23 protein-coding genes are annotated in these 21,057 nt (G+C 71.5%); 10 read left to right on the top strand and 13 right to left on the bottom strand.

Annotated elements, in window-relative coordinates; genetic code table 11:
- Positions 1–2: 2 nt before the first annotated feature.
- A complete protein-coding gene (locus ACFVTX_RS15505; protein WP_386901632.1) occupies positions 3–641 on the bottom strand; it encodes a LysE family translocator in 639 nt (212 codons plus the stop codon).
- Positions 642–689: 48 nt separating this feature from the next.
- On the opposite strand from ACFVTX_RS15505, the gene ACFVTX_RS15500 reads away from it, so the two are divergent.
- Positions 690–1,736: an enoyl-CoA hydratase/isomerase family protein gene (locus ACFVTX_RS15500; protein WP_386901630.1), complete on the top strand. Its 1,047-nt coding sequence runs from the start codon at positions 690–692 to the stop codon at positions 1,734–1,736.
- A gap of 197 nt (positions 1,737–1,933) precedes the next feature.
- On the opposite strand, the gene sufU is transcribed toward ACFVTX_RS15500, so the two are convergent.
- Together sufU and ACFVTX_RS15490 are read right to left on the bottom strand one after the other, a co-directional pair.
- A complete protein-coding gene (gene sufU, locus ACFVTX_RS15495; protein WP_386901628.1) occupies positions 1,934–2,395 on the bottom strand; it encodes a Fe-S cluster assembly sulfur transfer protein SufU in 462 nt (153 codons plus the stop codon).
- Positions 2,392–3,741: an aminotransferase class V-fold PLP-dependent enzyme gene (locus ACFVTX_RS15490; RefSeq protein ID WP_386901626.1), complete on the bottom strand. Its 1,350-nt coding sequence runs from the start codon at positions 3,739–3,741 to the stop codon at positions 2,392–2,394. Before ACFVTX_RS15490 ends, sufU begins: the two co-directional genes overlap by 4 nt.
- Positions 3,742–3,909: 168 nt before the next feature.
- Between ACFVTX_RS15490 and ACFVTX_RS15485 the strand changes: the two genes are divergently transcribed.
- Genes ACFVTX_RS15485 through ACFVTX_RS15465 form a run of 5 tightly spaced genes read left to right on the top strand, consistent with a single transcriptional unit; the run spans position 3,910 to position 8,894 of the window.
- Positions 3,910–4,575 carry a GntR family transcriptional regulator gene (locus tag ACFVTX_RS15485; protein WP_386901624.1) on the top strand — a complete coding sequence of 222 codons (666 nt, stop codon included), beginning with the start codon at positions 3,910–3,912 and terminating at the stop codon, positions 4,573–4,575.
- 30 nt (positions 4,576–4,605) lie between these two features.
- Entirely contained in the window at positions 4,606–6,141 is a 1,536-nt protein-coding gene (locus tag ACFVTX_RS15480) for an MmgE/PrpD family protein (protein ID WP_386901622.1), read from the top strand.
- Positions 6,141–7,055, top strand: a complete 915-nt coding sequence (prpB, locus tag ACFVTX_RS15475; RefSeq protein ID WP_386901620.1) for a methylisocitrate lyase — start codon at positions 6,141–6,143, stop codon at positions 7,053–7,055. Before ACFVTX_RS15480 ends, prpB begins: the two co-directional genes overlap by 1 nt.
- A 51-nt stretch (positions 7,056–7,106) precedes the next feature.
- The gene (locus ACFVTX_RS15470) at positions 7,107–8,240 is read left to right on the top strand and encodes a bifunctional 2-methylcitrate synthase/citrate synthase (RefSeq protein WP_386901619.1); all 1,134 of its coding nucleotides are present in this window, start codon (positions 7,107–7,109) and stop codon (positions 8,238–8,240) included.
- A 3-nt stretch (positions 8,241–8,243) separates the two neighbouring features.
- Positions 8,244–8,894: a dihydrofolate reductase family protein gene (locus tag ACFVTX_RS15465; RefSeq protein ID WP_386901617.1), complete on the top strand. Its 651-nt coding sequence runs from the start codon at positions 8,244–8,246 to the stop codon at positions 8,892–8,894.
- A gap of 76 nt (positions 8,895–8,970) precedes the next feature.
- On the opposite strand, the gene ACFVTX_RS15460 is transcribed toward ACFVTX_RS15465, so the two are convergent.
- Positions 8,971–10,095 carry a M24 family metallopeptidase gene (locus ACFVTX_RS15460; RefSeq protein WP_386901615.1) on the bottom strand — a complete coding sequence of 375 codons (1,125 nt, stop codon included), beginning with the start codon at positions 10,093–10,095 and terminating at the stop codon, positions 8,971–8,973.
- Positions 10,096–10,223: 128 nt separating this feature from the next.
- Here ACFVTX_RS15460 and ACFVTX_RS15455 point away from each other — a divergent pair, with 128 nt between their 5' ends.
- Positions 10,224–10,784, top strand: coding sequence for a thioesterase family protein (locus tag ACFVTX_RS15455; protein WP_386901613.1), 561 nt, complete (start codon positions 10,224–10,226; stop codon positions 10,782–10,784).
- A gap of 18 nt (positions 10,785–10,802) precedes the next feature.
- Here ACFVTX_RS15455 and ACFVTX_RS15450 read toward each other — a convergent pair whose 3' ends face one another.
- Positions 10,803–11,912: an AI-2E family transporter gene (locus ACFVTX_RS15450; RefSeq protein WP_386901611.1), complete on the bottom strand. Its 1,110-nt coding sequence runs from the start codon at positions 11,910–11,912 to the stop codon at positions 10,803–10,805.
- A 9-nt stretch (positions 11,913–11,921) separates the two neighbouring features.
- On the bottom strand, positions 11,922–12,428 hold the full coding sequence (locus ACFVTX_RS15445) for an SRPBCC family protein (RefSeq protein ID WP_386901609.1): 507 nt from the start codon (positions 12,426–12,428) through the stop codon (positions 11,922–11,924).
- An 89-nt stretch (positions 12,429–12,517) separates the two neighbouring features.
- On the opposite strand from ACFVTX_RS15445, the gene ACFVTX_RS15440 reads away from it, so the two are divergent.
- On the top strand, positions 12,518–12,886 hold the full coding sequence (locus ACFVTX_RS15440; RefSeq protein ID WP_386901607.1) for a hypothetical protein: 369 nt from the start codon (positions 12,518–12,520) through the stop codon (positions 12,884–12,886).
- A gap of 26 nt (positions 12,887–12,912) precedes the next feature.
- Here ACFVTX_RS15440 and ACFVTX_RS15435 read toward each other — a convergent pair whose 3' ends face one another.
- From ACFVTX_RS15435 to ACFVTX_RS15425, 3 genes are all read right to left on the bottom strand, one after another.
- Positions 12,913–14,553: a phytoene desaturase family protein gene (locus tag ACFVTX_RS15435; protein WP_386901605.1), complete on the bottom strand. Its 1,641-nt coding sequence runs from the start codon at positions 14,551–14,553 to the stop codon at positions 12,913–12,915.
- 111 nt (positions 14,554–14,664) lie between these two features.
- The gene (locus ACFVTX_RS15430) at positions 14,665–15,447 is read right to left on the bottom strand and encodes an ABC transporter permease (RefSeq protein ID WP_386901603.1); all 783 of its coding nucleotides are present in this window, start codon (positions 15,445–15,447) and stop codon (positions 14,665–14,667) included.
- Positions 15,448–15,483: 36 nt separating this feature from the next.
- Positions 15,484–16,479 carry an ATP-binding cassette domain-containing protein gene (locus tag ACFVTX_RS15425; protein ID WP_386901601.1) on the bottom strand — a complete coding sequence of 332 codons (996 nt, stop codon included), beginning with the start codon at positions 16,477–16,479 and terminating at the stop codon, positions 15,484–15,486.
- A 60-nt stretch (positions 16,480–16,539) separates the two neighbouring features.
- Between ACFVTX_RS15425 and ACFVTX_RS15420 the strand changes: the two genes are divergently transcribed.
- Positions 16,540–17,526: a helix-turn-helix transcriptional regulator gene (locus tag ACFVTX_RS15420; RefSeq protein WP_386901599.1), complete on the top strand. Its 987-nt coding sequence runs from the start codon at positions 16,540–16,542 to the stop codon at positions 17,524–17,526.
- Here the strand turns inward: ACFVTX_RS15420 and ACFVTX_RS15415 are convergent.
- The gene (locus ACFVTX_RS15415) at positions 17,523–18,152 is read right to left on the bottom strand and encodes a TetR/AcrR family transcriptional regulator (protein WP_386901598.1); all 630 of its coding nucleotides are present in this window, start codon (positions 18,150–18,152) and stop codon (positions 17,523–17,525) included. The two genes, ACFVTX_RS15420 and ACFVTX_RS15415, sit on opposite strands and share 4 nt — an antisense overlap.
- 79 nt (positions 18,153–18,231) lie before the next feature.
- On the opposite strand from ACFVTX_RS15415, the gene ACFVTX_RS15410 reads away from it, so the two are divergent.
- Positions 18,232–19,035 (top strand): alpha/beta fold hydrolase, encoded by an 804-nt coding sequence (locus ACFVTX_RS15410; RefSeq protein ID WP_386901596.1) that lies wholly within the window; start codon positions 18,232–18,234, stop codon positions 19,033–19,035.
- 31 nt (positions 19,036–19,066) lie between these two features.
- Here ACFVTX_RS15410 and ACFVTX_RS15405 read toward each other — a convergent pair whose 3' ends face one another.
- The 3 genes from ACFVTX_RS15405 to ACFVTX_RS15395 form a co-directional block, all read right to left on the bottom strand.
- A complete protein-coding gene (locus ACFVTX_RS15405; RefSeq protein ID WP_386901594.1) occupies positions 19,067–19,453 on the bottom strand; it encodes an META domain-containing protein in 387 nt (128 codons plus the stop codon).
- An 89-nt stretch (positions 19,454–19,542) separates the two neighbouring features.
- Positions 19,543–19,971 (bottom strand): META domain-containing protein, encoded by a 429-nt coding sequence (locus ACFVTX_RS15400; RefSeq protein WP_386901592.1) that lies wholly within the window; start codon positions 19,969–19,971, stop codon positions 19,543–19,545.
- A gap of 56 nt (positions 19,972–20,027) precedes the next feature.
- The gene (locus ACFVTX_RS15395; protein WP_386901590.1) at positions 20,028–20,945 is read right to left on the bottom strand and encodes a LysR family transcriptional regulator; all 918 of its coding nucleotides are present in this window, start codon (positions 20,943–20,945) and stop codon (positions 20,028–20,030) included.
- Between the last annotated feature and the right edge of the window lie 112 nt (positions 20,946–21,057).

The raw sequence follows: 21,057 nt of genomic DNA, 5'->3' as shown, positions 1-21,057 counted from the left end.
CCTCAGTGCTTGTTGCCGCTGAGCGCGAGCACCCCGCCCAGGCCGATCATCATGACGCCGCCGGTGGCCGAGAGGTGTTCGATGCGCCTCGGCGAGCGGGCGAACCAGTCGCGGGCCGCGCTCGCGGCGAGGGCCCACACCGAGTCGCAGGCGAGGGCGAGCACGATGAACACGAGGCCGAGCTCGAAGAGCTGCAGGGGGATGGCCCCGGTCTCGAACGACACGAACTGCGGCAGCACCGCCACGAAGAACGCGATCGTCTTCGGGTTCGTGACCCCGACGACGAAACCCTCGGCGAGCTGCCGCCAGTGCGAGCGCGGGGCGACGTCGCCGTTCGCCGCGCGGGCGGCCTCCTTGCGGTGCCGGATCGCCTGGACCCCGAGGTAGACGAGGTACGCGGCGCCCGCGAACTTGATGATCGTGAACAGCACGACCGACTGCGCGACGATCGCGCCGACGCCGAGGGCGACCGCGATCACCAGGGGCACCATGCCGAGGGCGTTGCCGACCACGCTGAGGATGCCGCCGAGGCGGCCGAGTGCGAGCGAGCGGCCGATGACGAAGAGCACGCTCGGGCCGGGGATGACGATGAGCACGACCGAGGCGAGCACGAATGCCCAGAGGTTCTCGACGGGGACCATTGACGAATCGTAGCCCCGCTCGGCGGTTCGGGCGATACGGTGGCAGGCGTGAGCGACCACATCTCAGCGAGCGTCGCCGACGGGGTCGGCCACGTCACGCTCGATCGACCGCAGGCCATCAACGCCCTCTCGTACGAGATGATCGTCGCGCTCGCCGCGGTGCTCGAGGCGTGGCGGCACGACTCGGAGGTCGGCGTCGTCGTGCTCGACGGCGCGGGCGACCGCGGCTTCTGCGCGGGCGGCGACATCCGCGAACTGCACCGGTACGCGACGAACGACGACCACGCCGAGGCGCGCGAGTTCTTCCGCACCGAGTATCGGCTCGACGCCGCCATCGCCCGTTACCCGAAACCGGTCGTCGCGATCATGGACGGCATCACCATGGGCGGCGGCATCGGCCTCGCCGGGCACGCCGCCGTGCGCATCGTCACCGAGCGCTCCCGCATCGCGATGCCCGAGACGCGCATCGGGTTCACGCCCGACGTCGGCGGCTCGTGGCTGCTCGCGAACGCGCCGGGCGAGCTCGGCGTGCACCTCGCCCTGAACTCCCGCACGATGGACGCCGCCGACGCCCTGCACGCCGGCTTCGCCGACTCGTACGTGCCCGCAGAGCGCATTCCGCACGTGCTGCAGGCCCTCGCCGAACGCGCGGATCCGGGCAGCCCGGCCGAGATCGTCATGCTCTTCGACGAGACCCCCGGCCCCTCCTCCCTCGCGCTCACGCGCGACTGGGTCGACGCGTGCTACTCGGCGCCCACCGTCGCCGAGATCATCGCGCGCCTCCGCGAACACGGCCACCCCGACGCCGCGGCCGCCGCCGACGAACTCGGCGCGCTCTCGCCGACCGCGCTCACCGTCACCCTCGAGTCGGTGCGCCGGGCTCGCATCCTGCCGAACCTCGAGGCGGCGCTCGAGCAGGAGTTCCGCGCGGTGACGTGGTTCATCGAGCAGCACGACCTGCGCGAAGGCATTCGCGCGCAGGTCATCGACAAAGACCGGATGCCCCGGTGGAACCCCGCCACGCTCGACGAACTGCCGGCGGGGCTCGCCGCGCGGGTGCTCGACGAGGCGCGCTTCGGCACCGTCTTCGGCTGACCTCCGCTGGTCGAGGCGCGCCGGCTCCCGCTGGTCGAGGAGCGCCCGACGCAGTCGGACGCGTCTCGAGACCCGGTGACCCCGTCTCGAGACCGGCGCACCAGGTCTCGAGACGCGTGCTCCTTCGTCGCGCGCTCCTCGACCACCGGTGGGTGACGCGTGCTCCTTCGTCGCGCGCTCCTCGACCACCGGGCGTGTTACGCGGCCGGCGCAGCCTTCGCGAGGGCCGCTTCGAGCGCGACCCATGAGAGCATCGCGCACTTCACGCGCATGACGTACTTCGAGACGCCGTGGAACGCGATCGCGTCGCCGAGCAGCTCCTCGTCGGGCTCGCCCGCCCCCTGTGATCGCAGCATGGCCCGGAAGCCCTCGATGAGCTCGTGCACCTCGTCGACCGGCCGGCCCGTCGCGAGTTCGGCGAGCGTCGAGGCCGACGCCATCGAGATGCTGCACCCGTCGCCCTGCCAGGCGAGCTCGGCGAGGCGGGAGCCGCCGCCTTCGGCGTCGGACGCGAGCTTCACCCGCACCGTGATCTCGTCGCCGCAGGTCGGGTTGAACTCGTGGTGCTCGGCGTCGGCGCCTTCGAGCGGTCCGTCGCCGTTCCGGCGCTTCGCCTGGTCGAGGATGATCTGCTGGTAGAGCCCTTCGAGCCCGCTCATGCGATCACCGCCGCCGTCGTGTCGGCGCTCGCGACGCCGAAGAAGCTGCGCACCTCGCCGAGGGTCGCGACGAAGCGGTCCATCTCGTCGGCGCTCGTGTAGACGTGTGCGCTTGCCCTGGTCGTCGCGGTGATGCCGAGCGCCCGATGCAGGGGTTGCGCGCAGTGGTGGCCGACGCGCACGATGACGCCCGCGTCGTCGAGGAACTGGCCGACGTCGTGCGCGTGCACCCCGTCGACGGCGACCGAGACGAGCCCGGCGCGAGGCGACCCGACCTGCGGCCCGACGAGGCGCACGCCCGGCACCTCGGCGAGCTGCGCCGCGACACGGCCGGCGAGGCGCTGCTCGTGCTCGGCGATGGCGCCCATGCCGACGAACTCGAGGTAGCGCACCGCCTCGGCCAGGGCGACGACCTGCGACACGGGCTGCGTGCCCGCCTCGAAGCGGTGCGGCGACGGCAGGAACTCGGCCCGGTCGATCATGACGCGCGTGATCGTCGACCCGCCGGTGCGCGCGGGCGGCAGTGCGTCGAGCAGTTCGGCGCGGCCGTAGAGCACGCCGATGCCGTTCGGCCCGAGCATCTTGTGCCCCGAGAACGCGGCGAAGTCGACGCCCGACGCGGCGAAGTCGGTGGGTCGGTGCGGCACCGACTGGCAGGCGTCGAGCACGACGAGCGCCTGCGGCGAGTGCTCGCGCACGAGGGCGACGACCTCGGCCACGGGGGCGAGGTACCCGGTGACGTTCGAGACCTCGGCGAACGCGACGACGCGTGTGCGTGCGGAGAGCTCGGCGGCGAGGGCGTCGAGCGACCACAGGCCGTGCTCGTCGACGGGCACGGCACGCAGGCGCGCACCCGTGCGGGCTGCGAGCCGCTGCCACGGGATGAGGTTCGCATGGTGCTCGGCCTCGGTCACGACGATCTCGTCGTCGGCACCGAGCACGAATCGGGATGCCTCGGGGCCGCCGAGCCCGGCCGAGGCATCCGCCATGCCGAGCGCGACGATGTTGAGCGCATCGGTGGCGTTCTCGGCCCAGACGATCTCTCGCTCGCCGGCGCCGACGAACCGCGCGACCGTGGCGCGCGCGTCTTCGAAGAGGGTCGTCGAACGGCCGACGGCGGCGCTCGCGCCGCGGTGCACGGGCGCGAGGTGCTGCACGAGGTAGTCGCGTTCGGCGTCGAGCACGGCGGCGGGGCGCTGCGCGGTGGCGGCCGAGTCGAGGTACGCGACCGGCGCGCCGCCGTCGGGCCGGGCGCCGTAGGCGGCGCCGTCGGCGAAGGCGGGGAAGTCGCGGCGGAGGTCGGTGACCGTGCGCGGCCCGATGGTGTCGAGATCGCTGATGCTCATCCCTTCAATCGTCCCACGTCGAACCGGGGGAGCGCCCGGAATCGGGAGATGCTCAGCTGCCACGCTCCGGGCACCGCGATCCGCCTTTATGTATACGTTCTGTGAATCGAGGGCAGATATTGCGGCTCAACCGATGCCGAGTGTATACATGGATGCGAGGAGGTCGCCGTGCGAGCCAGTGAACGCGCCTACCGCGCATTGCGCGAGGAGATCCTCGACGGCGCCCTCGAACCCGGCACCGCGCTCGCCGAGGTCGAGCAGGCCACGAGGCTCGGCGTCTCCCGTACCCCCGTGCGCGAAGCGCTCGCCCGGCTCGAGGCCGACGGCCTCGCCACCGCCGCCTCGGCTCGGGTGCTCCAGGTCTCCGCGCTCGACGCCGCGAGCATCGTCGCGCTCTACGAACTGCGCGAGGCGCTCGAGGGCAAGGCCGCCGCGCTCGCCGCGGCGCGCCGCGACCCCGCACGGTTCACCGCCCTGCGCGATCGCATCGCCGCAGCCCCCGCGCTCCTCGACACCGGCGACGAGGGCCTCCGCGCCTACTACGACGCCGTCGACGCGCTCGACGACGAGATCGAGGCCGCGGCCGCGAACCCCATGCTCGGGGCGGCGCTCCGCAGCGTGCGCCTGCACTCGGCCCGGGTGCGGCGGCTCGCACGCCACCATCCCGAGCGGCTCCGCTCCGCGGCATCCGAGCACCTGCTCATCGTCGAGGCGATCATGGGCGGCGACACCGCCCTCGCCGCCCATGCCACCCACGTCCACCTGCACCAGAGCCTCCGCCACGCGCTCGCCTCGATCGAGGCTCGTCACCCCGACGGCCACCGCGTAGCCTGACCGTTGGAACACTTCAGAAAGGTCCACTCCATGCATCTCCACCACGTGCGCACGCACCGCAGCGACGAGAACCTCGCCCGCGAGGGCCAGCTCGCCTGGAAGCTCGCGGGCGTCGCGACCGACCCGGTCGAGCTCGACGACGACGTCGTCGACATGGTGGTGAACCGCGTCATCGACAACGCCTCGGTCGCGGCGGCCGCGATCGCCCGCCGCCCCGTCGTCTCGGCGCGCAGCCAGGCCCTCTCGCACCCCGTCTCGATCGGCGGCGACGGCGCCACCGTGTTCGGCGCCGACGCGGGCCGCCGCACGAGCCCCGAGTGGGCGGCATGGGCGAACGGCGTCGCCGTGCGCGAGCTCGACTACCACGACACCTTCCTCGCCGCCGAGTACTCGCACCCCGGCGACAACATCCCCCCGATCGTCGCGGTCGCCCAGCACCTCGCGCAGAGCCGCGGCCTCACCGGGCGCGACGTGGTGCGCGGTCTCGCCACGGGCTACGAGATCCAGATCGACCTCGTGAAGGCGATCTCGCTGCACAAGCACAAGATCGACCACGTCGCCCACCTCGGCCCCTCGGCGGCCGCGGGCATCGGCACCCTGCTCGGCCTCGACCAGGAGACGATCTTCCAGGCCATCGGCCAGGCGCTGCACACGACCACTGCGACCCGCCAGTCGCGCAAGGGCGAGATCTCGACGTGGAAGGCGCACGCCCCCGCCTTCGCCGGCAAGATGTCGATCGAGGCCGTCGACCGCGCGATGCGCGGCGAGACGAGCCCGGTGCCCATCTACGAGGGCGAAGACGGCGTCATCGCGTGGCTGCTCGACGGGCCGGATGCCTCGTACGACGTGCCCCTGCCCGACGTGGGCGAGGCGAAGCGGGCCATCCTCGACTCGTACACGAAGGAGCACTCGGCCGAGTACCAGGCGCAGGCGTGGATCGACCTCGCCCGCAAGCTGCACGACGAGTACCCGCTCATCCTCGACGCCGAGCACATCGAGTCGATCACGCTGCACACCTCGCACCACACGCACTACGTGATCGGCTCGGGCGCGAACGATCCGCAGAAGTACGATCCCGACGCCTCGCGCGAGACGCTCGACCACTCGATCCCGTACATCTTCACCGTCGCGCTGCAGGACGGCGCGTGGGACCACGAGACCTCCTACTCGCCCGAGCGCGCCCACCGCGCCGACACGGTCGAGCTGTGGCGCAAGGTCTCCACCGTGGAGGACGCCGAGTGGACGCGCCGCTACCACTCGCTCGACATCGCCGAGAAGGCCTTCGGCGGCCGCGTCGTCATCAAGCTCGCCGACGGCGGCGAGATCGTCGACGAGATCGCGGTGGCCGACGCGCACCCGCTCGGCGCCCGGCCGTTCGCCCGCGAGCAGTACGTCAACAAGTTCCGCACCCTCGCCGAGTGGGCCGTGGCCCCCGACGAGATCGAGCGGTTCCTCGACCTCGCGCAGCGTCTGCCCGAGCTCTCGCCCGACGAGCTCGGCGGGCTCACCTTCACCGTCGCGCCGGGTGCGCTGACGGGCGTGGAGATCCCCGAGGGGCTGTTCTGATGCTGTACTCGTCCACCCCCGCGTCCGAGAAGCGCCGCCTCTTCCGCGAGCGGCTCGCGACGGGTGAGATCATGCGGTTCCCGGGGGCGTTCAACCCGCTCTCGGCGAAGCTGATCGGCGAACGCGGCTTCGAGGGCGTCTACATCTCGGGCGCGGTGCTGTCGGCCGACCTCGGCCTGCCCGACATCGGCCTCACGACGCTCACCGAGGTCGCCGGGCGCGGCAAGCAGATCGCCCGCATGACCGAGCTGCCCGCGATCATCGACGCCGACACCGGCTTCGGCGAGCCGATGAACGTCGCCCGCACGGTGCAGGAGATGGAGGACGCCGGCCTCGCCGGCCTCCACATCGAGGACCAGATCAACCCGAAGCGCTGCGGCCACCTCGACGGAAAGCAGGTCGTCGACGACGAGACGGCGCTCCGCCGCATCCGTGCTGCCGTCGATGCGCGCCGCGACCCGAACTTCCTCATCATGGCGCGCACCGACATCGCCGCCGTCGACGGGCTGCAGGCCGCGGTCGACCGGGCGAAGGCCCTCGTCGACGCCGGCGCCGACGCGATCTTCCCCGAGGCGATGCGCTCCCTCGAGGAGTTCGCGGCGATCCGGGCGGCGGTCGACGTGCCGCTCCTCGCGAACATGACCGAGTTCGGCAAGAGCGAGCTCTTCACCGTGCAGCAGCTCGCCGACGTCGGCATGAACATCGTCATCTGGCCGGTGTCGCTGCTCCGGCTCGCCATGGGGTCGGCGATGCGCGGGCTCGACGAGCTCGAGGCATCCGGTTCGCTCACCGCGCAGCTCGACGAGATGCAGCACCGCTCGGAGCTCTACGAACTCATCGACTACGAGGGCTACAACCACTTCGACACCTCGATCTTCAACTTCACCGTGGGCGACACCCCGACGGTCGAGTAGCGAAGCGTCTCGAGACCCCCGAACCCGCACGACTGATGCAAAGGAGCACGAATGCTTGAGCAGGAGATCTACAAGGGCCTGGCCGGCGTGCCGGTCGATTACACGGCGATCTCGAAGGTCAACCCCGAGTCGAACTCGCTGCTCTACCGCGGGTACCCCGTGCAGGAGCTCGCGGCATCGTGCACCTTCGAAGAGGTCGCGTACCTGCTCTGGTACGGCGAACTCCCCGACGACGCGCAGCTCGCCGCATTCGAGGACCGCGAGCGTTCGCTCCGCGGGCTCGACCACGAGGTGAAGCGCATCATCGACGAGCTGCCGCTCACCGCCCACCCGATGGACGTCGTGCGCACCGCCGTGAGCGTCATCGGCGCGAGCGACCCGGCGACGCCCGACGACTCGCCCGAGGCGAACCTCGACAAGGCGATCCGCCTCTTCGCGAAGCTGCCCTCGATCGTCGCGTACGACCAGCGTCGCCGCCACGAGCTCGAGTTCGTCGAGCCCCGCGACGACCTCGGCTACTCGGCGAACTTCCTCTGGCAGGCGTTCGGCGAGGCGCCCGAGCTCGAGGTCGCCACGGCCTTCGACGTGTCGATGATCCTCTACGCCGAGCATTCGTTCAACGCGTCGACGTTCACGGCGCGGGTCATCACCTCGACCCTCTCCGACCTGTACTCGGCCGTCACCGGGGCGATCGGCGCGCTCAAGGGCGCGCTGCACGGCGGCGCCAACGAGGCCGTCATGCACGCCTTCGACGAGATCGGCGCGGGCCCCGGCGGAGCGGATCGCGCGGTCGCCTGGCTCGACGAGGCCCTCGCGTCGAAGCGCAAGATCATGGGCTTCGGGCACCGCGTCTACAAGAACGGCGACTCGCGCGTGCCCACCATGCGCGACTCGATGGAGCGCATGGTCGAGCACTACGACCGCCCCGACCTGCTCGAACTGTACCTCGCCCTCGAGCAGGCCATGGGGGAGCGCAAGGGCATCAAGCCGAACCTCGACTACCCGGCCGGCCCCGCCTACCACCTGATGGGCTTCGACACCCTGACGTTCACGCCGCTGTTCGTGGCGTCGCGCGTCACCGGGTGGACGGCGCACATCATGGAGCAGGCTGCATCGAACGCCCTGATCCGCCCGCTGTCGGTGTACAACGGCGTCGACGAGCGGCACGTGCCCGTGAAGGGCTGAACCATGGCGCACGTCGTCCTCGAGATGTCGATGACGCTCGACGGCGTCATCGCCACTCCGGGCGTCAGCGTCGGGTATCCGCTCGGCGTCGACGACCACGTCGTGCACGAGTGGACCCGCCCGCAGCTCTTCGACGGCGCAGTGCCGCGCGACGACCGCGACGGCATCGTCGACACCGAGCCCGCGCGCATCGATCGCGAGGCTGCGGAGCGCATGTTCGAGGCGACCGGGGCGTTCGTGGTCGGCCGCCGAACGTTCGACCTCGGCGAGGCGCGCTGGGGCGACGATCCGATCCTGCAGGGCCGGCCGTGCTTCGTCGTGACCAGCCGTGAGCGCGAGCCCGTCGTACGGGGCGGCTCGCGGTTCGAGTTCGTCACCGGCGGGGTGGCCGAGGCGGTGGCGCTCGCGAGCAAGACCGCGAGCGCGGCCGCGGTCTGCATCCTGGGCGGCGCAGAGGTCGCACGTCAGGCGCTCGCCGAAGGCCTCGTCGACGAGGCACGGCTGCACCTCGTACCGGTGCTGCTCGGCGGCGGGTCGAGGCTCTTCCCCGACACGGCGGAGCGCCGGGTCGAACTCGAGGTGCTCAGCGTCGCGCAGGGCGCGCGTGCGACGCACCTGCAGTATCGGGTGCTGCGCGGCACTCCGTTGGAGTGACGACGAACGAGTGGATCGAGATCGTGTCCGTCGGTCTCGGTGCATCCACCGCGAGCCGATTCGACCGCCTTCTCGGCTAGACGACGACCAGCTCGGTCGGCGAGGTGTTCATGAGCACCGCGCCGTCGTCGCCGACCACGACGATGTCCTCGATGCGCACGCCGAACCGCCCCGGCAGGTAGACCCCGGGCTCGATCGAGAACGCCATGCTGGGTTCGAGCGGGCGGGTGTTGCCGGCGACGATGTAGGGGTGCTCGTGCACCTCGAGCCCGATGCCGTGGCCGGTGCGGGTGATGAAGTACTCGCCGTAGCCGGCCCGCTCGATCACGTCGCGGGCGGCCCGGTCGATCGACTCGGCCGTCGCCCCGGGCCGCACGGCGTCGACGGCCGCGCGCTGCGCCGTGCGCACGAGCTCGTGCACGCGCGCGAACTCGGGGTCGGGTTCGCCGCCCGCGACGAGATAGGTGCGGGTGCTGTCGGAGTTGTAGCCGGCCGGGTTCGGTCCGCCGATGTCGACGACGACCGGGTCGCCCGCCTCGATGACCCGGTCGGATGCCTCGTGGTGCGGTGAGGCGCCGTTCGGCCCGGAGGCGACGATGACGAAGTCGGCCGTGCGATGGCCCTCTTCGACGAGGGCGCCGGCGATGTCGGCGGCGACCTCGTTCTCGGTGCGACCGGCTCGCAGCCACTCGCCGATTCGGCGGTGCACGCGATCGATCGCCGCACCGACCGAGGCGAGCTCGTCGACCTCGAACGGCTCCTTGCGCATGCGCAGCTCGGCGATGAGCTCGCCGGCGGGCCGCATCCGCAGCTCGGGTCGCGCCTGCTGCAGCCGGAACGCATGAAGGTACGGCAGGTGGTCGTCGACCGCCGCGGCGCCGAGCTCGGTGCCGCCGCCGAGCTCGCCGAGGATGGTCGCGTACGGGTCATCGCCGTCGAGCCAGGTGACGAAGCGGATGCCGGCCGCCTCCGCCGTGCTGCCCTCCCAACCGCCGCGCTCGAGGGCAGGCAGCACCATCACCGCATCGTCGGGCGCGGCTGCGGGCACCGCCAGCAGCGTGAGCCGCTCGTGCGACGGCACCGAGTGACCGAGCAGATAGGCGAGGTCGGGCCCGGGGGCGATCAGCACCACGTCGATGCCGGCCTCGCGGGCTGTGTCGGCGAGGCGGCGGAGGCGGTCGGCGATGACGGCGGTCGGCATGGCTGGGAGTCTACGGCGGCGACTCGCTGCCCGTTCGGCACAACTTCAGCGCGAGGCATCCGCCCGCTCGTTGTCGGGAATGACGGATTATCGAAACCCACCGCGATCTCGTCATACAGTCGTTGATCATGCACATGTTCTTCCGCACGATGCTGCATTTCGTGCTCGCCCGCTTCCGGTCGAAGCTCGGCCACGGCGACGTCGCCCGCACGAACTTCATCACCCTGCCGACCGACCTCGACATCATCAACCACATGAACAACGGGGTCTACTTCTCGATCATGGATGTCGCGCGGTTCGAGATGCTCGTGCGCAACGGCGTGTGGCAGCTCATGCGGGACCGCGGCTGGTACCCGGTCGTCGCGAGCGAGACCATCACCTTCCGCAAGTCGCTGAACCCCTGGATGCGCTTCACGATCGAGTCGCGCATCGTCGGCCACGACGACAAGGCGGTCTACATGGAGCAGCGCTTCGTGCGGCCGGATGCCACGGGCACGCCCGAGATCTACGCGACCGGGTACATCCGGGCGCGGTTCCTGCGCAAGGCGGGCGGGGTCGTGCCCATGCCCGAACTCGTCGAGGCGTTCGGCGTCGAGGGCTTCGACGGGATCCCCGAGTGGATGGAGCGGTGGGGCGCCGACGTCGCGCTGCCGCCGATGCGCGCAGCTGCGCCGTCGATCTGGGAGTAGCGGGAGGCCGGCCGCGAGCTAGCTGCGCGCCTGCTTCGGGACGACGACCTCGCGGATGATGAGCAGGATGCCCGCCGAGATCGGGATCGCGACGAGCGCGCCGAGGAGGCCGAGCAGGGTGCCGCCGGCGAGGGCCGAGATGAGCACGATGGTGCCGGGCACCTGCACCGCCTTGCCCATGACCTTCGGGGTGAAGATGTACGCCTCGACCTGCATGTAGACGAGCATCGCGATGAGCACCACGATGCCGGCGACCGGGGAGACGAGCAGGGCGATCACGGTCATGATCACGGTCGTGATGACCGTACCGATGAGGGGGATCAGGGTGATGAAGAACGCCATCGCACCGATGAACAGGGCGTACGGCACGCCGACCGCGATGAGCAGCAGCGTCGAGAACACCGCGTTCATGAAGGCCAGCACGACCATGCCGCTGAGGTAACGGCCGATCGACTGCATGATGCGCTCGGCGTAGCTCTCGACCTGGGGGCGGTGGCTCGCCGAGACGAGCGTGTAGCAGGCGCGCTTGGTGGTGTCGAGGGTCGCGATGAAGTAGATCGAGAGCACCACGACGAACACGCCCGTCGAGATGCCGTCGAGCACGGCGGCGCTGAACTGCAGCGCGCCGCCGCCGACCGCCGCCCAGAAGTCGGGATCGGCGATGATGCCGCTGACCCACGCGACCACGGACTCGAGCATGCCGTTCGTCGCCTCGTTGACGCGGTCGAACCAGCCCGAGGAGTAGAGGTCCTTGAGTTCGGCGGGAAGCGCCTTCGCGAACGAGACGGCCTGCCCGATGACGGGCGGCACGACGAGCCAGATGATGCCGACGATGACGCCGACGAAGAGCAGGATCACGGTGACGATCGCGACGCCCCGGCGCATGCCGCGACGCTGGAACCAGCGGATGAGCGGGTCGAGGCCGAGGGCGACGAACGCCGCGATGAACACCGACAGCACGACGCTCGAGAGGTTGACGACCGCCATCGCGAGCCCCAGCGCGAGCAGGACGCCGAGCGTGACGATGAAGCCCCAGCGCAGCGGGTGGTTCGCGAAGAGGCTGCCGCGCTCCTCGGCTTCGGAGGCTCGCGTGGAGTTGCGTTGCCGGAGTCGGTCTGCCGTGTTCACGGCGTCAGTTTAGGGGCGGGCGGCACTCGGCACGGTGAGCCCACGGTAGTGGGGCGCGAACTCGGGGTAGTAGGTCTCCCAGACGGGCAGCTCGGCGCCCGAACGCGAGGCGGTGAGCCGGTCGAGGTAGAAGTCCCAGCCGGGCCCGATGCTCGCGGCGTCGGCCGCGTCCTTCACCCGCTGGCCGAGCGTGAGGGTCGTCATGCCGCCGCCCTCGACGAGGTGGCAGAACACCCGCACCCCGGTCGGGCCCGAACCCGAGTCGGCGGTGAAGCTGTGCGGCGCGCGGCACTCGAGGATGGACACGTTCATCCAGTCGGCGCCCTCTTCGGTCATCTGGAAGCGCACGCCGCCCGTCGACGGACTGCCCGTGTAGGTGCCGATCCACCCCTTCATCGCGTTGGGGTTCGTCAGGCTGTACCAGACGTCCTCGATGGGGGCGTGGTACAGGCGGTCGAACTGCAGGTACAGGCCGTCGGCCTTCAGCACGTAGTGTCCGGTCGGTTTCGCGGTCATCATCGCCCCCACTCGCTCGTGACTTTCAGGCTAATCCGGGCGGGTGCGAATCACTAGAGCCGCGCTCTCGAACCACTAGAGTCGGAGCCATGAGCTCCAAGGGGTCGCAGCGCGTCGCGCACGAAGAAGCAATGGACATCACCGAGGGCAAGTCGGGGCTATGGGGCGCGCTCGCCGGGCTGGTCGTGTTCGCGCTCATCGCGGTGCCGCTCTCGGCATCGTTCGCGTTCGCGACGCACCCCCACTCGCAGCAGCTCTTCGCGAATCGGCTCTCCGACGCCACGGCAGGCGGGTACCAGGCCTTCTGGTGGGTCGTGACGATCTTCCTCTTCGCGCTGCCGTTCCTCGTCGGCTACCTCGTCGCGAAGCTCTCGGTGAAGTCGCTGGTGGTCGTTGGCGCCATCTTCGCGCTGTTCGTCATCGCGATCATGATCCTCGGCCAGATGTTCGTCTTCTGACCCGTCATCGATCGGGCGCGAGGCGGCTAGCCCGCTGAGCGCGCCTCGAGCACGGCCATCGCGGCGTTGTGCCCGCCGAGTCCGCTGACGGCGCCGCCGCGCACCGCGCCCGATCCGCAGATGAGCACCGCCGGATGCCGCGTGGCGACGCCCCACCGTTCGGCGGGCGTCGTGCGCGGTGCGCCCGGCTCCGCCCACGGCCACGACAACGGCCCGTGGAAGATGTTGCCCCCCGGCATTCGCAGCGCCGCCTCGAGGTCGAGCGTCGTCTTCGTCTCGATGCAGGGGCGGCCCGTGGCATCCCGCATGATGACGTGCTCGATCGGTTCGGCGAGCACCGAGTCGAGGGAGTCGAGTACGGCCTGCTGCAGCAGCTCGCGCAGTTCGTCGTTGGGGTGGCGCTCGAGCAGGCGGTGCGGCACGTGCAGCCCGAAGACGGTGAGCGTGTGCGCTCCGTTGGCGGCGAGCTCGGGCGAGAGGATCGACGGGTCGCTGAGGGTGTGGCAGTAGATCTCGCACGGCAGCGGCGAGGGGATGCCGCCGCGCGCCGCCGTCGCGAACGCCGCGTCGAGCTGCGTGGCGAGCTCGTTGATGTGGAAGGTGCCGGCGAACGCCTGCTCGGGGGCGACCTCGGCGTCGCGGAGGCGGGGGAGCCGCGTGAGCAGCAGGTTCACCTTGACCTGCGCGCCCTCTGGAGCGTGCAGCGCGCGCAGGCGTTCGCGGACGGTCGGCGGCACCGCCGTGGCATCCGGTTCGCCTGATTCGACGAGCCGATCGAGCACCGCGGGGGCGACGTTCGCGAGGACCGTGCCGGCGGTGGCGGTGAGCGTCTCGCCTGCGAGCTGATAGCTCACCCGGCCCGATGGGTCGACGGCGGTGACCTCGGCGCCCGTCACGAGTCGGGCGCCCGCCTCGCGCGCCGCGCGCGCGAGCTCGCCGCTGACCGCGCCCATGCCGCCGACGGGCACGTCCCAGTCGCCGGTGCCGCCGCCGATCACGTGGTACAGGAAGCAGCGGTTCGCGTCGAGCGACGGGTCGTCGAGGGCGGTGAACGTGCCGATGAGCCCGTCGGTCGCGACGACGCCGCGGACGAGATCGTTCGCGAAGCGGGTGTCGACGGTCTCGCCGAGGGGGCGCTCGACGAACGCGGTCCAGGCCTGGTCGCCGATGAGGGCGCGCATCTCGTCGCGGGTCGGCAGCGGCTCGGTGAGGGTCGGGAAGACCCGCGCGGCGAGCCGGGCGGTCTCGGCATAGAACGCCTCCCAGGCGTCGGCGTCGCCGGCCGCGCCCACGCGGTCGAAAGCGGCGCGGGATGCCACGGCGTCGGCCTCATTGTCGACGAGCAGCCCCCGCTCGGGGTTCGCCGGGTCGGGCGTGTACGAGGAGAAGCGCCGCCGCACGAGGGAGAGGTCGAGTCCGAGGTCGTCGATGATGCGCTGCGGCAGCAGGCTCACGAGGTACGAGTAGCGGCTGAGGCGGGCGTCGACGCCCTCGAAGGCCTGCGCCGACACGGCGGCGCCGCCGAGGTGGTCGTCGCGCTCGAGGAGGAGCACGTCGAGCCCGGCCCGGGCGAGGTACGCGGCGGCGGTGAGGCCGTTGTGGCCGCCGCCGACGATCACGACGTCGTGGGCGGAGTTCGCTGGCGGCTCGGGCTGGGCGAGTGACATGCATCGAGCGTAGGCGGTCGCCCGGGCGGGTGGTGCCCGCGCAGCGTTACGTCACTGATACGTGAGCGGTATCAGTGACGTAACGCGTGAGGGGAGGTGCCCCGGGCGCGCTCAGCTCGCTCGGCGCATCGCCCGCACCCCCACGAACACGCCGATCGCGCAGGTCACGACCGCGGCGATCGCGCCGCCGATCACGGCCGGGTCGCCGAAGTCGCCCGCGAGGAGTGCCCGCTCGGCGCCGACGAGGTAGCTCAGCGGGTTCACCGCGGCGGCGACCTTCATCCAGCCGGGGCCGTCGTCGAGCGGCAGCAGCATGCCCGAGAGGATCATGAGCGGGAACAGCAGCGTCTGGTGCACCATCCAGAACATCCAGTCGCGGTTGCGGCACGAGAGCGCGAGCGTGTAGCTCAGTGCGCCGAAGCCGATGCCGAAGACGGCCAGGATCGCGAGCCCGGCGGCGAGCCCCGCGACATCCATCGAGAAGCCGAACGGCACGGCGACGAGCACGACGATCGTGCCTTGGATGACGAGCGGCACGACCTCCTTCAGTGCGCGACCGACGAGCAGCGCGCTTCGCGAGAGCGGGGCCACGAGGGTGCGTTCGTGCGATCCGGTCTGCATCTCGAAGAGCAGGTTGGCGCCGGTCGACGCGGTGCCGAAGAGCGCGACCATCACGAGGATGCCCGGGACGAACCACTGCAGCGTGCCGGCGACGTCGCCGCCGGCCGCGCCGATGAGGAGCGGGCCGAACAGGCCGAGGAACACGAGCGGCTGCACGAGCGAGAACATCACGCTGAACGGGTCGCGCACGAGCGGCTTCGACTCGCGGACGAACACGGTGGCGGTGTCGCGGACGAAGCCCGTCGGGCGGGCGGGGGAATCGATGGTGGTCATGAGTTGCTCCTTCGTTTCGTCGGTCGGTCGGGGAGATCAGGCGAGGGCGGGCTCGGGTGCCTCGGCGTGCGCGGCCTCGTCGCGGAGGCTGCGGCCGGTGAGCGCGAGGAACACGTCGTCGAGGGTCGGCTGGCGGTGCGTCGCGGCGACCACCTCGAGCCCCGCCTCCCCGAGCTCGCGGATGTACCGGGGCAGCGCCCGGTCGCCGCCGGGGGCCGTGACGGTCACGACCCGGGCGGCGTCGCCGTCGGCCCCGCCCGTCTCGCCGCCGATGCGTGCGGCGGCGGTCGTGGCATCCGATGCGCTCTCGAAGGTCAGCGCGACCCGGTCGCCCGCGAGCGACGACTTGAGCGCCCATGCCGTGTCGTCGGCGATGACCCGGCCGTGATCCATCACCATCACTCGTTCGGCGAGCTGGTCGGCCTCGTCGAGGTAGTGGGTCGTGAGGAAGATGGTCGTGCCCGTCGCGCGGCGCAGCTCGACGATGTGCTGCCAGAGGTTCGCCCGGCTGTGCGGGTCGAGCCCGGTCGACGGCTCGTCGAGGAAGAGCAGCTCGGGCCGGTGGATCAGCCCGAGGGCGATGTCGAGCCGGCGCTTCTGCCCGCCCGAGAGCGACTGCACCGTGCGGTTCGCGACCTGGTCGAGCTCGAGCGACTCGATGAGCTCGGCCGCCCGGGCGCGCGTCTCGCGACGGCCGAGCCCGTAGAACGCGCCCTGGGCGTGCAGCTCGTCGCGCACGCGCTGGGTGTGCCCGCCCGAATTTCCCTGGCCGACGTAGCCGATGCGGCGGCGCACGCCCGCGGGGTCGCGGCGGATGTCGGATCCCGCGACGACCGCCTCGCCGCTCGTCGCGGGCAGCAGGGTCGTGAGCATGCGGAGGGTCGTCGACTTGCCCGCGCCGTTCGGCCCGAGGAACGCGACGAGTTCGCCCTCGCCGACGGCGAGGTCGAGTGAGCGGACGGCCTCGACGTTCTGCCCCTTCGAGCGGAACGTCTTCGTGAGGCCCTGTGCAGTGATCATCTGGTTCGTCATGAGACCAGCATCTCGAGGCATCCGGTCACTTTCTGACCGGATTCGCGAGAGAATCGGAACATGGCCGCAACCACCTCGAGAACCCTCGAACTGCTCTCGCTCCTGCAGAGCCATCGGCACTGGGGCGCGCGCGAGCTCACCGATCGACTCGGCGTGAGCGAGCGCACCCTGCGGCGCGACGTCGAGCGTCTTCGCGAGCTCGGGTACGGCATCGAGTCGCTGCGCGGCAGCGCCGGCGGCTACCGGCTCGAGGCGGGCACCGGCCTGCCGCCGCTGCTGCTGAGCGACGACGAGGGCGTCGCGATCGCGCTCGGGCTCCGCTCGCAGGCGACCGCGGGGCTCCGCGGAGCCGAGCACACGACGATCTCGGCGCTCGCGAAGATCGAGCAGGTGCTGCCGCCCGCGCTGCGCCGCCGCATCGAGGCGCTGCAGTCGCACGCCGCCGTCGGCGCGGGCGGATCCTGGAACCGGTCCGGCCGCCCCGCCCCCGAGGTCGACACCGAGCTCCTCGCCGTCCTCGCGCTCGCCTGCCGAGACAGCGAACGTCTCCGCTTCAAGTACACGGATGCCACGGGCGCGCCCTCGGCCCGCATCGTCGAGCCGTATCGGCTCGTGCCCGTCGCACGCCGCTGGTACCTTCTCGCGTGGGACCGCGAGCGACTCGACTGGCGCACCTTCCGGCTCGACCGCATCAGCGAGGTGTTCTCGACGCGGGTGCGTTTCGACCCGCAGGAGCTGAGCGACGAGGACGCGCGCGAGCGGGTCGAGCGCGCGGTGCGGTACCGGCGCCGCAGCATCCGCGCCCGCATCGTCGTCGAGCTGCCGCAGGCCGAGCTCGTCGAGCACCTCGGCTGGTACGGCCGCGAGGTCGAACCGGTCGACGCGACCCGCTGCGCATGGCCGATCGAGGCCGAATCGGTCGAGGCGCTCGGCATGGCGCTCATGTGGCTGCCCGCGGGCGTCGCCTATCGCGTCGAGGGCTCGCCCGAGCTGCGGGAGTTCCTCGCGGCGCAAGCCGAACGGTTCTCGGCGGCCGCCCGGGCTTAGGCGCCTGCGCCGCTGCCTGCGCCGAACGCCGCGAAGAAGACGTCGAGGGCGCTGTCGACCTGCGCCTCGATCTCGTCGGGCGTCGGGATCGCGTCGTCGCCGAGCAGCATCGCCCGGTTGACCGGCTCGCCCATGACCAGCCAGTTCAGCTGCGCGGCGGCTCGCTCGGGGTCGTCGACCCGCACCGCGCCCGCGTCGCGGAGCTCGGCGATGAGCGTCGCGAGCTTGTCGATGCCGCGTTTGGGGCCCTGCTCGTAGAGCGCCTCCGCGAGTTCGGGGGAGCGGGTCAGCTCGCCGATCACGAGGCGGCGGAGTCCGAGCACGGTCGGCGTCATGACGGCGTCGAGCTGTGCGATGAGCAGCGATCGCAGCATCGGGCGGGGGTCGGCCGCCGGGTCGAATGCGGGCGGCGCAGGCACTGCCCGTCGCGCTGCGACCGTCTTCGTCGTGACGAGCTCGAGGAAGAGCGCACGCTTGCTGCCGAAGTGGCTGTACAGCGTCTGCTTGGCGACGCCGCACTCCTTCGCGATGGAGTCCATCGTCACGGACTCGTACCCCGTCGACAGGAACTGCCGCTCGGCGGCGAGGAGGGCGGCCTCGCGCTTCTGCAGTGAACTCGGGCGCATCTGAAGACCTCCTTGCAACATCATACCGATGAGTCTATATTCGAAATAAGACTATGAGGTCTAGAAACTGGGTGGAATCATGTCGCAGACCACAGCACTCGAGATCGGGGCCGCACTCGTGACGGCCGCGGGCGACCGCGTCGTGTTCGACCGCCACGGTGCGGCAGGCGCACCCGCGGCGCTGTTCATCGCCGGGGCCGGGCCGACGCGCGCCGACGACCCGGTGACCACCGCAACGGCTCGGCTGCTCGCCGAGCGGGGGTTCCAGGCGCTCGTGCACGACCGGGTCGGCCGCGGTGAATCGGTCGCGGCCGGGCCGATCCCGCTCGAGCGCGAACTCGACGCGATCGCCGCGCTCGCCGAAACGGCGGGCGGCCCGGTCGTGCTCGTCGGGCACTCCTCGGGGTGCGCCATCGCCATGCTCGCAGCCTCGCGCGTCGAGCGGCTCGCGGGCCTCACGCTCTGGGAGGCGCCGCTCGGCCAGTTCGCCGACGGCGCCCCCGCCTGGTGGGCCGAGGTCGAACGGCACCTCGAGGCCGGAGAGCTCGAGCAGGCCGTCGCCGCCTACATGGTCGACATGCCGCCCGAGTGGCTCGAGCAGCTCGCGCAGTCGCCCGACTATCCCGGGCTCGTGCAGAGCTGGGTCCCCGACGGCACCGCGCTCGCCGAAGTCGAAGCCGAGGGCGCCGCCGCCTCACTCGGCGCGCTGGAGGTGCCCGTGCTCGCCGTGGTCGGCACCGAGACGTTCCCCGGCATGGCCTCGGCCGCCGACGCGATCGCCGCCGCGGCCCCGCGCGGAGCCAGCGAGGAGCTCGCGGGCGCGTGGCACAGCTGGGAGCCCGTGGCGATGGCCGCGAGGCTCGCCGCCATGCTCGAGGCGTGACGCGGCGCGGCCGCCGCTGACCGTCGGCGATTCAGCCGGTACGGGGCAGCGTGCCGATCACGACGTCGTCGTCGCCGAGCACCGTCATCGTGTCGCCGTCGATCATCGCCTCGTCGAGGGCCGAGAGCCAGGTGTCGACGCCCGCGCACGCCATGCGGGTGGATGCCACGTCGTCGAATTCGATGCGGCCGCCGCCCTCGTCCTCCCACCGGCCCGTGAGGCGGTTGCAGCCGTCGGTGCCGGCGAGGGTGCCGTCGCCGGCGAGCGAGAGCGACGGCGAGGTCGTGTCGTTCGTGTCGCCCCACGTGCCGACGGCCACGGGCGAGACGGGCAGCGGCGACGGAGTCGTCGCGGGAACGCTCGCCGGGGGAGTGGCCGAGGGGCCGGGGCTCGCGCAGGCCGCGGCAAGCACGAGCATCGCGGCGGTGAACGAACCCGCACCCACCGCTCGCAGCGCCCGCCTGCCCCGCGGAGACCCGGTCGTGCCGCGAGTGCTGGCCCGTTCGCTCACTCGTCGTCGCCGGTCTCGACGCTGTCCGTCGACTCGAGCGTGCCGATCTCGACGCCGTCCGAACCGAGCACGGTCATGGTGTGGTCGGCGATCGTGGCCTGGTCGAGCCCCGACAGCCAGGTGTCGACGCCGTCGCACGCCTTGAGCGTCATCGCCGCGTCGTCGAAGTGGATGTGGTCGGACTCGTCGACCGTCCACGTGCCGGTCAGCTGGTTGCAGCCGTCGGTGCCGCTGAAGCTGCCGTCGTCCTCGAGCGTGAGCGACGGGGCTTCACTGTCGTCGGCGTCGCCCCACGTGCCGGTCGGATCGATCGAGCCGCCCTGGACGGAACCTTCTTCGCCGAGGCAGCCGGTCAGCGCGAGCAGCAGCGCCGCAGCGCTCGCCGCAGCACCGGCGCCACGTGCGACCTTCCCCCGAATGGTCATGTTCGCGAGACTACTGCGATGCGGCGCGCGACGCCATGCCCCGAACAGGGCGAGGCTCAAGATGCCGCCGCCGACGAGGGCGTCGCCGTCGCCCGCGCCGCGCGGGCGAGCGCGTCGCGGCAGGCGACGACGGCGGGCCGGGTCGCGGCGGCCTGCCTCGTCGAGGTGAACACCTCGCGCTCGGGATGCCCCGGTAGGTCGACGAGCCGGACGCTCGGCGCCTCGCCCGCCCACACCAGGTCGGGCAGCAGCCCGACCGCGTTGCCCGAGCGGATGAGCCGGATGTGCGCCATGAGGTCGGCGGTCTCGAAGCGCACATCGGGTTCGAAGCCCGCTTCGCGGCACAGCTGCTCGGCCCACTCCCGCGAGGCGGTGCCCTCGGGTTCGAGCACCCACGGCAGTCCGGCCGCCTGCGCGAGGTTCGTCGGGCGCGAGACCGGGTGCGGCGGCAGCGCGAGGCGGATCGCGTCGGCGGCGAGGTGCACCCGGTCGAGCTCCTCGCGGTGCGATCTGGTGTGGCCGGGGTACTGCTCGGCGACGACGAGGTCGAAGTCGCGGGCGGCGACCTCGAAGAGGCCGACCTCGGGCTCGCGTTCGGTGACCTCGACCCGCAGGGCGGGGTGCTCGGCGCGCAGCAGGGTGAGCGCCTGCGGCACGACGGCGTGCGCCGCCGACTGGAACACGGCGATGCGCACGGTTCCGCCGACCGCGGTGAGGGAGCGCGCGACCTCGGCCTCCGCCTCTTCGAGCCGGTCGAGGATCGCCCGGCCGTGCTCGACGAGCACGAGCGCCTGCGGGGTGAGCTGCACCCGCCGACCGACCTGCACGAGCAGCGGCACGCCGGCTTCGCGCTCGAGGAGGGCGAGCTGCTGCGACACCGAGGAGGGGCTGTACGAGAGCGCCTCGGCGACCGCCGTGAGCGTGCCGCGACGGCTCAGCTCGACGAGCAGCCGCAGGCGTCTGACGTCGAGCATTGGGGGCCTCCGTGGCATCCGCTTCACCGATCGCGAAAACGTTCGGTTTCCCTGAACAGTATTCATCAGAATCATTCGCTGTACCGAATGGATGCCTCGGGCGCACACTTGA

It is taken from the genome of Agromyces sp. NPDC058136 (assembly GCF_042884375.1).
Lineage (GTDB): Bacteria > Actinomycetota > Actinomycetes > Actinomycetales > Microbacteriaceae > Agromyces.
The sequence above is the reverse complement of the archived record's forward strand: the minus strand, read 5'-3'. Positions and strand labels throughout refer to the sequence as shown.

Bases quoted from the DNA above. Each gene is read 5' to 3' on its own strand.
- ACFVTX_RS15505 (WP_386901632.1), bottom strand. From the start codon at position 641: ATGGTCCCCGTCGAGAACCTCTGGGCATTCGTGCTCGCCTCGGTCGTG.
- sufU (WP_386901628.1), bottom strand. From the start codon at position 2,395: ATGAGCGGGCTCGAAGGGCTCTACCAGCAGATCATCCTCGACCAGGCG.
- ACFVTX_RS15490 (WP_386901626.1), bottom strand. From the start codon at position 3,741: ATGAGCATCAGCGATCTCGACACCATCGGGCCGCGCACGGTCACCGAC.
- ACFVTX_RS15480 (WP_386901622.1), top strand. From the start codon at position 4,606: ATGCATCTCCACCACGTGCGCACGCACCGCAGCGACGAGAACCTCGCC.
- prpB (WP_386901620.1), top strand. From the start codon at position 6,141: ATGCTGTACTCGTCCACCCCCGCGTCCGAGAAGCGCCGCCTCTTCCGC.
- ACFVTX_RS15470 (WP_386901619.1), top strand. From the start codon at position 7,107: ATGCTTGAGCAGGAGATCTACAAGGGCCTGGCCGGCGTGCCGGTCGAT.
- ACFVTX_RS15465 (WP_386901617.1), top strand. From the start codon at position 8,244: ATGGCGCACGTCGTCCTCGAGATGTCGATGACGCTCGACGGCGTCATC.
- ACFVTX_RS15460 (WP_386901615.1), bottom strand. From the start codon at position 10,095: ATGCCGACCGCCGTCATCGCCGACCGCCTCCGCCGCCTCGCCGACACA.
- ACFVTX_RS15455 (WP_386901613.1), top strand. From the start codon at position 10,224: ATGCACATGTTCTTCCGCACGATGCTGCATTTCGTGCTCGCCCGCTTC.
- ACFVTX_RS15445 (WP_386901609.1), bottom strand. From the start codon at position 12,428: ATGACCGCGAAACCGACCGGACACTACGTGCTGAAGGCCGACGGCCTG.
- ACFVTX_RS15440 (WP_386901607.1), top strand. From the start codon at position 12,518: ATGAGCTCCAAGGGGTCGCAGCGCGTCGCGCACGAAGAAGCAATGGAC.
- ACFVTX_RS15435 (WP_386901605.1), bottom strand. From the start codon at position 14,553: ATGTCACTCGCCCAGCCCGAGCCGCCAGCGAACTCCGCCCACGACGTC.
- ACFVTX_RS15430 (WP_386901603.1), bottom strand. From the start codon at position 15,447: ATGACCACCATCGATTCCCCCGCCCGCCCGACGGGCTTCGTCCGCGAC.
- ACFVTX_RS15425 (WP_386901601.1), bottom strand. From the start codon at position 16,479: ATGACGAACCAGATGATCACTGCACAGGGCCTCACGAAGACGTTCCGC.
- ACFVTX_RS15420 (WP_386901599.1), top strand. From the start codon at position 16,540: ATGGCCGCAACCACCTCGAGAACCCTCGAACTGCTCTCGCTCCTGCAG.
- ACFVTX_RS15415 (WP_386901598.1), bottom strand. From the start codon at position 18,152: ATGCGCCCGAGTTCACTGCAGAAGCGCGAGGCCGCCCTCCTCGCCGCC.
- ACFVTX_RS15410 (WP_386901596.1), top strand. From the start codon at position 18,232: ATGTCGCAGACCACAGCACTCGAGATCGGGGCCGCACTCGTGACGGCC.
- ACFVTX_RS15405 (WP_386901594.1), bottom strand. From the start codon at position 19,453: ATGCTCGTGCTTGCCGCGGCCTGCGCGAGCCCCGGCCCCTCGGCCACT.
- ACFVTX_RS15400 (WP_386901592.1), bottom strand. From the start codon at position 19,971: ATGACCATTCGGGGGAAGGTCGCACGTGGCGCCGGTGCTGCGGCGAGC.
- ACFVTX_RS15395 (WP_386901590.1), bottom strand. From the start codon at position 20,945: ATGCTCGACGTCAGACGCCTGCGGCTGCTCGTCGAGCTGAGCCGTCGC.